The sequence below is a fragment of the Anoxybacillus kestanbolensis genome, from assembly GCF_001996285.1.
Lineage (GTDB): Bacteria > Bacillota > Bacilli > Bacillales > Anoxybacillaceae > Anoxybacillus > Anoxybacillus kestanbolensis_A.
Map to the genome: position 1 here is coordinate 39,258 of NZ_MQAD01000004.1, position 10,255 is coordinate 49,512.

At 40.7% G+C, this 10,255-nt stretch carries 11 protein-coding genes; all 11 read left to right on the plus strand.

What is annotated here, in order from left to right:
- Window positions 1-88 precede the first annotated feature (88 nt).
- The 11 genes from BO219_RS02275 to lysS all read left to right on the plus strand — a co-directional run bounded on the left by BO219_RS02275 (window position 89) and on the right by lysS (window position 10,004).
- A complete protein-coding gene (locus BO219_RS02275) occupies window positions 89-862 on the plus strand; it encodes a type III pantothenate kinase (protein WP_006323673.1) in 774 nt (257 codons plus the stop codon).
- A gap of 5 nt (window positions 863-867) precedes the next feature.
- Window positions 868-1,758 (plus strand): Hsp33 family molecular chaperone HslO, encoded by an 891-nt coding sequence (hslO, locus tag BO219_RS02280; RefSeq protein WP_035021107.1) that lies wholly within the window; start codon window positions 868-870, stop codon window positions 1,756-1,758.
- Between the two features lie 69 nt (window positions 1,759-1,827).
- The gene (cysK, locus tag BO219_RS02285) at window positions 1,828-2,754 is read left to right on the plus strand and encodes a cysteine synthase A (RefSeq protein WP_077428196.1); all 927 of its coding nucleotides are present in this window, start codon (window positions 1,828-1,830) and stop codon (window positions 2,752-2,754) included.
- A gap of 120 nt (window positions 2,755-2,874) precedes the next feature.
- Window positions 2,875-4,275: an anthranilate synthase component I gene (gene trpE / locus BO219_RS02290; protein WP_077428198.1), complete on the plus strand. Its 1,401-nt coding sequence runs from the start codon at window positions 2,875-2,877 to the stop codon at window positions 4,273-4,275.
- 5 nt (window positions 4,276-4,280) lie between these two features.
- Window positions 4,281-4,856, plus strand: coding sequence for an aminodeoxychorismate/anthranilate synthase component II (gene pabA / locus BO219_RS02295; protein WP_077428200.1), 576 nt, complete (start codon window positions 4,281-4,283; stop codon window positions 4,854-4,856).
- 6 nt (window positions 4,857-4,862) lie between these two features.
- Window positions 4,863-5,732, plus strand: a complete 870-nt coding sequence (gene pabC / locus BO219_RS02300) for an aminodeoxychorismate lyase (RefSeq protein WP_077428202.1) — start codon at window positions 4,863-4,865, stop codon at window positions 5,730-5,732.
- Window positions 5,732-6,565: a dihydropteroate synthase gene (gene folP, locus BO219_RS02305; protein ID WP_077428204.1), complete on the plus strand. Its 834-nt coding sequence runs from the start codon at window positions 5,732-5,734 to the stop codon at window positions 6,563-6,565. Before pabC ends, folP begins: the two co-directional genes overlap by 1 nt.
- Complete coding sequence (gene folB / locus BO219_RS02310; protein WP_006323680.1) at window positions 6,555-6,917, plus strand: dihydroneopterin aldolase; 363 nt, start codon at window positions 6,555-6,557, stop codon at window positions 6,915-6,917. Before folP ends, folB begins: the two co-directional genes overlap by 11 nt.
- A 3-nt stretch (window positions 6,918-6,920) precedes the next feature.
- The gene (folK, locus tag BO219_RS02315) at window positions 6,921-7,451 is read left to right on the plus strand and encodes a 2-amino-4-hydroxy-6-hydroxymethyldihydropteridine diphosphokinase (RefSeq protein ID WP_077428206.1); all 531 of its coding nucleotides are present in this window, start codon (window positions 6,921-6,923) and stop codon (window positions 7,449-7,451) included.
- Window positions 7,451-8,452: a tRNA dihydrouridine synthase DusB gene (gene dusB / locus BO219_RS02320; RefSeq protein ID WP_004888612.1), complete on the plus strand. Its 1,002-nt coding sequence runs from the start codon at window positions 7,451-7,453 to the stop codon at window positions 8,450-8,452. Before folK ends, dusB begins: the two co-directional genes overlap by 1 nt.
- Window positions 8,453-8,519: 67 nt before the next feature.
- Complete coding sequence (gene lysS, locus BO219_RS02325) at window positions 8,520-10,004, plus strand: lysine--tRNA ligase (protein WP_077428208.1); 1,485 nt, start codon at window positions 8,520-8,522, stop codon at window positions 10,002-10,004.
- Window positions 10,005-10,255 lie beyond the last annotated feature (251 nt).

Here is a 10,255-nt window from a genome sequence, read left to right on the forward strand (position 1 = left end):
TTATAAGAGGCATCTTTTTTTACCGTCGGGTTAAACGATTATGATATGATGAAGAAGGAACAAATTGTGAAAAAAGCGGGGATGAGTGATGATTTTTGTATTAGACGTCGGAAACACAAATACGGTATTAGGTGTGTATGATGGGGATGAGCTCAAGTTTCATTGGCGCATTGAAACGAGCCGAAGCAAAACAGAAGATGAATACGGAATGATCGTAAAAATGTTATTACAAGATGTCGGATTGCGTTTTTCTGACATTGACGGCATTATTATTTCTTCCGTTGTTCCACCAATTATGTTTGCATTAGAGCGCATGTGTACAAAATATTTTCATATTAAACCGCTCATTGTAGGTCCGGGCATTAAAACGGGATTGAATATTAAGTATGACAACCCAAAAGAAGTCGGAGCGGACCGGATTGTCAACGCTGTGGCAGGCATCCACTTGTACGGTGCACCGCTTATTATTGTCGATTTCGGTACAGCGACGACATACTGCTATATTAATGAGCATAAGCAATATATGGGAGGGGCTATTGCCCCAGGGATTACAATTTCCACGGAAGCGCTTTACTCTCGAGCAGCTAAACTTCCGCGTATTGAAATTGCTCGTCCGGATGACATTATTGGAAAAAATACAGTAAGTGCGATGCAAGCAGGAATTTTATACGGATATGTGGGACAAGTGGAGGGCATTGTGTCACGAATGAAAGAAAAAAGTGCCGTTCCTCCAAAAGTCATTGCAACAGGTGGGTTAGCATCTTTAATTGCCCATGAATCGAATATCATTGATATTGTTGATCCGTTTTTAACATTAAAAGGATTACAATTGTTATATGAACGAAACAAGAAAGGCGAGTGACAACGATGGCAGATTATTTAGTAAAAGCGCTAGCATACGATGGTCAAGTGCGAGCTTATGCGGTGCGCACAACAGAAACAGTACGGGAGGCGCAGCGAAGACATCAAACGTGGCCAACAGCATCCGCAGCACTAGGTCGTGCGATGACAGCGGGCGTGATGATGGGAGCGATGTTAAAAGGAGATAGTCAAATTACAATTAAAATTGAAGGCGGTGGCCCTATTGGTCATATTCTCGTTGATAGTAACGCCAAAGGACATGTACGTGGTTATGTATCCAATCCGCATGTTCACTTTGAACTGAATGCAAACGGAAAGCTCGATGTTGCTAGAGCTGTTGGAACGAATGGAACATTAACTGTTGTGAAAGACTTAGGATTACGCGATTATTTTACAGGACAAGTTCCGCTCGTGTCTGGGGAGCTTGGTGAGGATTTTACATACTATTTCGTTTCCTCTGAACAGACGCCATCATCCGTTGGAGTTGGTGTGCTAGTCAATCCGGATTATACGATATTGGCGGCTGGTGGTTTTATTTTGCAACTGATGCCGGGTACAGAAGAACAAACCATTGCAGACATTGAAAAAAATTTAACTACCATTCCACCGATTTCAAAAATGATTGAAAGTGGTTTAACACCAGAACAAATTTTACATGCGCTACTCGGCGGAGAACAAAATGTAAAAATTCTTGAAACGATGCCTGTATCATTCGTTTGTCGTTGTTCACGTGAGCGGGTAGCAGATGCGATTATTAGCTTAGGGGTGGAAGAAATTCAGCAAATGATTGATGAAGAAGGAAAAGCGGAAGCATCTTGTCATTTTTGTAATGAAACGTATATATTTTCAGCCGAAGATCTTGAGGAATTAAAAAAATTAGCAAAACAAAATGATTGACAATTTCGAAAATAACTGATAAATTGGTTACAAATTCTATAAAAATACTCGGGATTAGAGGTGGATGAAATGGCACGTGTAGTACAATCTATTACAGAGTTAATTGGTCAAACACCGGTAGTTAAATTAAACCGCATTGTTGATCACGATAGCGCAGATGTATACTTGAAGCTAGAGTTTATGAACCCAGGAAGCAGCGTGAAAGATCGTATTGCGCTAGCGATGATTGAAGCAGCCGAGAAAGCAGGAAAAATTCATCCTGGTGACACGATCATTGAGCCGACAAGCGGAAATACGGGAATTGGTTTAGCGATGGTTGCTGCTGCAAAAGGATATAAAGCCATTTTCGTTATGCCTGAAACGATGAGTTTAGAGCGCCGCAACTTACTTCGTGCTTACGGCGCAGAGCTTGTTTTAACGCCAGGAAGTGAAGGAATGCGAGGCGCGATTCAAAAGGCAGAGCAGCTCGCACAAGAGCACGGCTATTTTATGCCACAGCAATTTAAAAACGAAGCGAACCCAGAAGTACATCGTTTAACAACAGGAAAAGAAATTGTTGAGCAAATGGGCGATCAACTCGATGCATTTGTGGCCGGAATTGGAACAGGTGGGACGATTACAGGAGCAGGAGAAGTGTTGCGCCAAGCGTATCCAAACATTAAAATTTATGCTGTTGAACCAGCAGACTCTCCAGTGCTTTCCGGCGGAAAACCAGGTCCACATAAAATTCAAGGAATTGGAGCCGGCTTCGTTCCTGATATTTTAAATACATCCATTTATGATGAAGTCGTTACTGTAAAGACAGAAGAAGCGTTTGCAGCTGCTCGTCTAGCTGCTCGTCAAGAAGGGATTTTAGGAGGAATTTCGTCAGGTGCAGCCATTCATGTCGCGTTGCAAGTAGCGAAAAAATTAGGAAAAGGAAAAAAAGTATTAGCTATTATCCCGAGTAACGGTGAACGTTATTTAAGCACGCCATTATATCAGTTTGAGGAATAATTCGGCAAGAACATTCTTGCCGAATTTTTTTTCGTGATTGTTTCTACATGTTCGTTGTACAATAAGCGTATGGATTGATGAAGAGGGGGGACATCTTTGAACAAACAAAGGCGACGAACAATGATCAAAAAGATCACATACGCACAATGTGATTGGTTTTCGCAATATAAAGCATTATCGCGAAAACAGTTGCACCATGTTTTGCTTGAAAGTGGGCGAGACGGCCGATATAGCATAATCGGTTTACAACCATTTGCAGTCGTTATCGGTAAAGATGATAAATTGACGGTTTGGCAGAAGCATCGTACAGAAACGTTTGAAGGGAATATATTGCAATCGCTAAAGAAATGGTTCCGTCAGTGGGAAATAGAAAAATTAGAAGAAGGGCCAGATTTTCAAGGTGGAGCAATTGGCTATATCAGTTACGATTGCGTTCGCTATATTGAAAAGCTTCCTTCGATTGCATGTGATGACTTAAATATGCCTGATTTATATTTTTTAGTATTTGATGATGTGTTCGTATATGATCATCATGCATCTTTTCTTTATTTCATCACTCATTATGTAGAAGGAGAAGAGCAACAAGCGAACGAACGTCTCGAGCGATACGAACAACTATGGACAACTGATTTTTCCGACGTTTCCCGCCCGTTTATTCCGAACTACGAAAAAGAAGAAGCGGTGTCAATGAGCGAAGAACAGTTTATGGAAGCTGTCGAAAAGGTGCGTACGTATATTGCACAAGGCGATGTTTTTCAAGTGAACTTGTCTGTACGACAATCGAAACGGCTACTTACACACCCGTTTACGATTTATGAAAAATTGCGCACATTAAATCCATCACCGTATATGGCGTATATGCATTTCCCTGAATTTCAAATCGTAAGCGGTTCTCCGGAGCTACTTGTGAAAAAGAAAGGAAAGTATGTAAGTACGCGTCCGATTGCAGGAACACGCTCACGTGGCAAAACGATTCAAGAAGATGATCAAATTGCTCAATCATTATTAGCAAATGAAAAAGAACGAGCCGAACATTTAATGCTCGTCGATCTAGAGCGGAATGACCTTGGACGTGTATGTGCATATGGAACGGTAAAAGTGGATGAGTTTATGGTCATTGAAAAATATTCTCATGTCATGCATCTTGTCTCCCATGTTTCTGGTCAGCTCGCGGCGGGAAAAGATGCGTTCGATGTTATATCAGCCGTTTTTCCAGGTGGAACAATCACAGGGGCACCAAAAGTACGAACGATGGAAATAATTGAAGAGCTAGAGCCTGTTCGACGTGGCATTTACACAGGTTCAATCGGCTGGATCGGATTTGATGGCGATATGGAGTTGAACATTGCAATTCGGACAATGATTGCAAAAGATGGTCTTGCGTATGTGCAAGCAGGGGCAGGGATTGTCATTGATTCACAACCGGAACATGAGTATAAAGAATGTTTAAAGAAAGCATTTGCGTTATGGAAAGCAAAAGAGCTGAGTGAAGAAGAGTATGTACAATTAAGCATGAGGTGAGCCAAATGATTTTAATGATTGATAACTATGATTCGTTTACGTATAACCTCGTTCAATATTTAGGGCAATTAGGGGAAGAATTAATTGTTAAACGAAACGATGAGGTAACGATTGCTCAAATTGAACAACTTCACCCCCACTTTTTAATGATTTCACCTGGTCCTTGCAGTCCGAATGAAGCGGGTATTAGCATGGCAGCCATTGAATATTTCGCAGGGAAAATCCCGATTTTTGGTGTATGTCTTGGTCATCAGTCGATTGCCCAAGTGTTTGGTGGAGAAGTTGTTCAGGCAGAACGTTTAATGCATGGCAAAACATCGTCGATTTTTCATGATGGCAAGACGATTTTTACTCAAATTCCCAACCCCTTTACAGCCACGCGTTATCATTCATTAATTGTAAAAAGGGAAACATTGCCCGATTGTTTTGATATCTCTGCGTGGACAGATAAAGGAGAAATTATGGCCATTCGCCATAAAACGCTGCCGATTGAGGGAGTTCAATTTCATCCTGAGTCGATCATGACGGAATATGGTTTAGACATGCTTAAAAATTTTATTACATTATACAAACGAAAGTGATGTTGCATGTTTATTTATATCAATGGGCAAATCGTAAAAAAGGAAGAGGCACGCATTTCCGCGTTTGACCACGGGTTTATGTATGGACTCGGTTTATTTGAAACGTTTCGCGTATATGATGGACATCCGTTTTTGCTTGATGATCATTTAGCTCGTCTTCATAACGGACTCGATATGCTCAACATTTCATGTTCTATCACTCGAGATGATGTTTTGCATATTCTTTCTCGATTGTTAAAGGCAAACGGTTATCGAGATGCGTATGTACGCTTAAATATATCTGCTGGAATCGGAGATGTTGGACTGCAAGTAGAACCGTATACAAATCCGACCATTATTATGTATATGAAGCCGATTCCGACGTTTTCAGAAGAAAAAGTATGTCAAACATTACAAGTGAGGCGAAATACACCGGAAGGATCGGTTCGTTTAAAATCTCATCACTATTTAAACAATATTTTAGGTAAACAAGAAGTTGGTCACCATTCAAATGTAGAAGGCATTTTTCTTACGAAAGAAGGATTTGTCGCAGAAGGAATTGTTTCTAACGTTTTTTGGGTAAAAGACGGCATCGTGTATACTCCTTCAGTAGAAACCGGTATTTTAAACGGTATAACGCGATTGTTTGTGATCGATTTGTTGCGCTCGTGGGGTGTTCGTGTGAAAGAAGGATTTTACTCGCTACAACAACTGAAAGAAGCAGATGAAATATTTTTAACAAACTCCATTCAAGAAATTGTGCCGGTTTGTCGACTAGATAACGATGTATATCCCGGGAAATGTGGGGAAATGACGAGCCGTCTCCAACGTGCGTACGCCTTTTTTACGACACATTTATGGACAAGGTATGAAGGAAAGGACGGGTACGTTCATTGATGGATGTTATATATTGTGGAACATATAAGTTAGACTTGCGAAAGAATACGGTTATTATGGGCATTTTAAATGCCACTCCTGACTCCTTTTCTGATGGAGGAAAATATAATCATGTAGAGCAGGCTGTTGAGCGTGCGAAGCAACTTGTCGCTGAAGGAGCACATATCATTGATATTGGGGGAGAATCCACCCGCCCTGGAGCTGAAAAGGTATCACTTGAAGAAGAATTGCGTCGCGTCATCCCGATTGTAGAAGCGGTTGCTAAAGCGGTGAATGTACCCATTTCGATTGATACGTATAAAGCAGAAGTAGCTAAACAAGCCATTGAAGCGGGCGCGACAATGATTAACGACGTTTGGGGGGCAAAGGCAGATTCCAATATGGCTCAAGTAGCCGCTTACTATGGTGTACCTATTGTATTAATGCATAATCGTTACGATCGCCATTATAAAGATCTCGTTTCGGATATGATGAACGATTTAAAAGAAAGTATTGATATAGTCAAACAAGCTGGTGTGAAAGACGAACAAATTATTATCGATCCGGGGATCGGGTTTGCTAAAACAGTAGAGCATAATTTGGAAGTGATGCGTCGGTTGGATGAATTTTCGGTTCTCGGGTATCCGATCTTGTTAGGAACATCGCGAAAATCATTTATCGGACATGTGCTTGATTTACCCGTTCATGAACGAGTAGAAGGAACAGGAGCAACGGTTTGCCTCGGCATTGCAAAAGGAGCACATATCGTTCGGGTACACGATGTTTTACCGATGGCTAGAATGGCTAAAATGATGGATGCGATGCTTGGGAAGGGAGGAGAGTATGCGCGATAAAATTTATGTGCAACAAATGGAGTTTTATGGGTATCACGGGGTATTTCCCGAAGAAAATAAGCTCGGTCAACGTTTTTATGTCGATGTCATCATTGAAACAAATTTAAGAAAAGCTGGTGTAACCGACGATTTAAGTGAAACGGTTAACTATGCACATATATATGACATATGTCAAAGCATCGTCGAAGGAAAGCCGTTTAAGCTGATTGAGGCAGTAGCGGAACGCATCGCTGAACAAATTTTATGTGCGTATACAACGGTGTCATCGTGTACTGTCAAAGTGACGAAACCAAATCCGCCGATTAAAGGTCACTATGCGTATGTGGCGGTTGAAATTACGAGAGGGCGTTAATAAATGGAAAATACTTCTTATATTGCATTAGGTTCGAATATTGGTGACCGTTTCGAATATTTGTGTAAAGCGGTGATTGCATTACGTGATCATACACATATTTCTGTTTTAGCGACATCTTCGATTTACGAAACAGATCCAGTTGGATATGTCGAACAAGCTTGTTTTTTAAATATGGTTGTAAAGATCGCTACATCGCTATCTCCATTTGCTTTGTTAGCAGCTACGATGGACATTGAAAAAAAGTTCGGTCGCAAGCGGGAAGTTCATTGGGGACCGCGGACGTTAGACCTTGACATTTTGCTATATAATCATGAAAATATTGAGACAGAACAACTTATTATTCCGCATCCGCGTATGTTTGAACGGGCGTTTGTATTAATCCCGTTGTTTGAAATAGATGAATCTTTAATTATTCCATCTGTTCAACGTCCTTTACGTTCGTATGTGGAGCAGTTATCGGACAAAGGTGTTCGTATATGGAAAAGCCGCGAAGAAGTGGAAGAACAATTATTAGGAAAGGGGGGGATTTGATGTTTAAAATCGGAAATGTACAAATTAATAACCCTGTCGTACTTGCACCGATGGCAGGGGTATGTAATTCAGCATTTCGTCTAACTGTAAAGGAGTTTGGTGCAGGACTTGTTTGTGCAGAGATGGTTAGCGATAAAGCGATTTTATTTAATAACCCAAAAACAATGGGCATGCTCTATATTGACGAGCGTGAAAAACCATTGAGCTTGCAAATTTTTGGTGGGGAAAAAGAGACGCTTGTACAAGCCGCTAAATATGTAGATCAACATACGAACGCCGATATTATCGATATTAACATGGGATGCCCTGTTCCAAAAATTACGAAGTGTGACGCGGGAGCAAAGTGGTTGTTAGATCCAAATAAAATTTACGACATGGTAGCCGCCGTCGTCGATGCGGTGGAGAAGCCTGTCACGGTAAAAATGCGAATCGGTTGGGATGAAAACCATATTTATGCTGTCGAAAACGCTCAGGCGGTAGAACGGGCAGGTGGACAAGCGGTTGCTGTTCATGGCCGAACTCGCGTACAAATGTATGAAGGAAAAGCGGATTGGAACGTCATTAAGCAAGTGAAAGAAGCGGTTCGTATCCCCGTTATCGGTAACGGTGATGTCCAGACCCCTCAAGATGCTAAACGAATGTTAGAACAAACAGGCGTCGATGGCGTCATGATTGGGCGTGCTGCTCTCGGTAATCCATGGATGATTTATCGTACCGTTCGTTATTTGGAAACGGGTGAACTTATTCCGGAACCGTCTGTACGTGAAAAAATCGAAGTGTGTATTTTGCATTTGGATCGTTTAATTGCTTTAAAAAATGAATATATCGCTGTAAAAGAGATGCGTAAACATGCCGCTTGGTATTTAAAAGGTATTCGTGGAAATGCCAAAGTTCGCAATGCGATAAATGAATGTCAGACGCGTGATGAACTCGTGACGTTGCTTATGAGTTTTGTGGAGGAAGTTGAAGCAAAAGAACAACATGTTGTCATAGAATCGTAAAACATACTGTCAGCTCATGCTGGCAGTATTTCTTAAAAAAATAAACGGTTATTGGAGTGAATTCGTTATGTCGCATGAGGAATTAAATGATCAGCTATTAGTTCGTCGTGAAAAGTTACATAAGTTGCGTGAAAAAGGGATAGATCCATTTGGAAAACGATTCGAGCGTACACATCAAGCAGAAGAATTGTTTACATTATACGGTCATTTATCAAAAGAAGAGTTGGAAGAAAGGCAAATTCATGTTTCTATCGCTGGTCGCATTATGACGAAGCGCGGGAAAGGGAAAGCAGGATTTGCTCATATTCAAGATTTGACGGGACAAATTCAAATTTATGTGCGCAAAGACGATGTTGGTGAAGAGCAGTATGAAATTTTCGATACGTCAGATTTAGGAGATATTGTCGGTGTACAAGGAACAGTATTCAAAACAAAAGTGGGAGAATTGTCTATCAAGGTACACTCGTATGAAATGTTGACGAAATCGTTGCGCCCGCTCCCTGAGAAATATCATGGGCTCAAAGATATCGAGCAACGCTACCGCCAACGTTATCTCGATTTAATTATGAATCCAGAAAGTAAAAAAACGTTTATTACACGCAGTTTAATTATTCAATCAATGCGTCGCTATCTAGATCAAAAAGGGTATTTAGAAGTAGAAACGCCGATGATGCACTCAATTGCCGGAGGAGCTGCTGCTCGTCCATTTATTACGCACCATAACGCTTTAGATATGACATTGTATATGCGTATTGCGATCGAATTACATTTAAAACGTTTAATTGTAGGTGGATTAGAGAAAGTATATGAAATCGGTCGTGTATTCCGAAACGAAGGCATTTCAACACGTCATAATCCAGAGTTTACGATGCTTGAGCTTTACGAGGCTTATGCTGATTACACTGATATTATGAAATTAACAGAGGATATGATTGCGCATATTGCTCAAGAAGTGCTTGGAACGACAAAAATCCAATATGGAGAACATGAAGTAGATTTGACGCCATCATGGAAACGACTTCATATGGTTGATGCGATTAAAGAGTATGTGGGCGTTGACTTCTGGAAGCACATGAGCGACGAAGAAGCGCGTCAATTGGCGAAAGAGCATGGAGTAGAAGTAGCTCCACATATGACATTTGGTCATATCGTAAATGAATTTTTCGAACAAAAAGTAGAACAACATCTTATTCAGCCAACATTTATTTATGGGCACCCAGTTGAGATTTCGCCTTTAGCGAAAAAAAATCCAGAAGATCCTCGTTTCACAGATCGATTTGAACTATTTATCGTTGCACGTGAGCATGCAAATGCATTCACAGAATTAAATGACCCAATCGATCAACGTGAACGATTTGAAGCGCAGTTAAGAGAAAAAGAACAAGGAAACGACGAAGCGCATGAAATGGACGAAGATTTTATCGAAGCATTAGAATACGGGATGCCACCAACGGGTGGGTTAGGAATTGGCATTGATCGTCTTGTTATGTTGTTAACGAACTCTCCATCGATCCGCGATGTATTGTTATTCCCTCAAATGCGTCATAAATAATTGCAGGGAAGCTTAACTGGGTGAGGTACTTTTCCTCACTCAGTTTTTCTTAAAAAAACATCTTGCTTAAGGATGATCGAATATGATATATTACTAAACGTCCGTGTTGAAAGTAACACGTAAAAAAGAAAGATAAAAAGTTGTTGACAAAGAAAACAGTAAATGATATATTAAAAAAGTCGCTTAAATAGCGACAAAGAGATGTTCCTTGAAAACTGAACGAAGCGAAAAGCGTAAAGAAGCTAGAGATA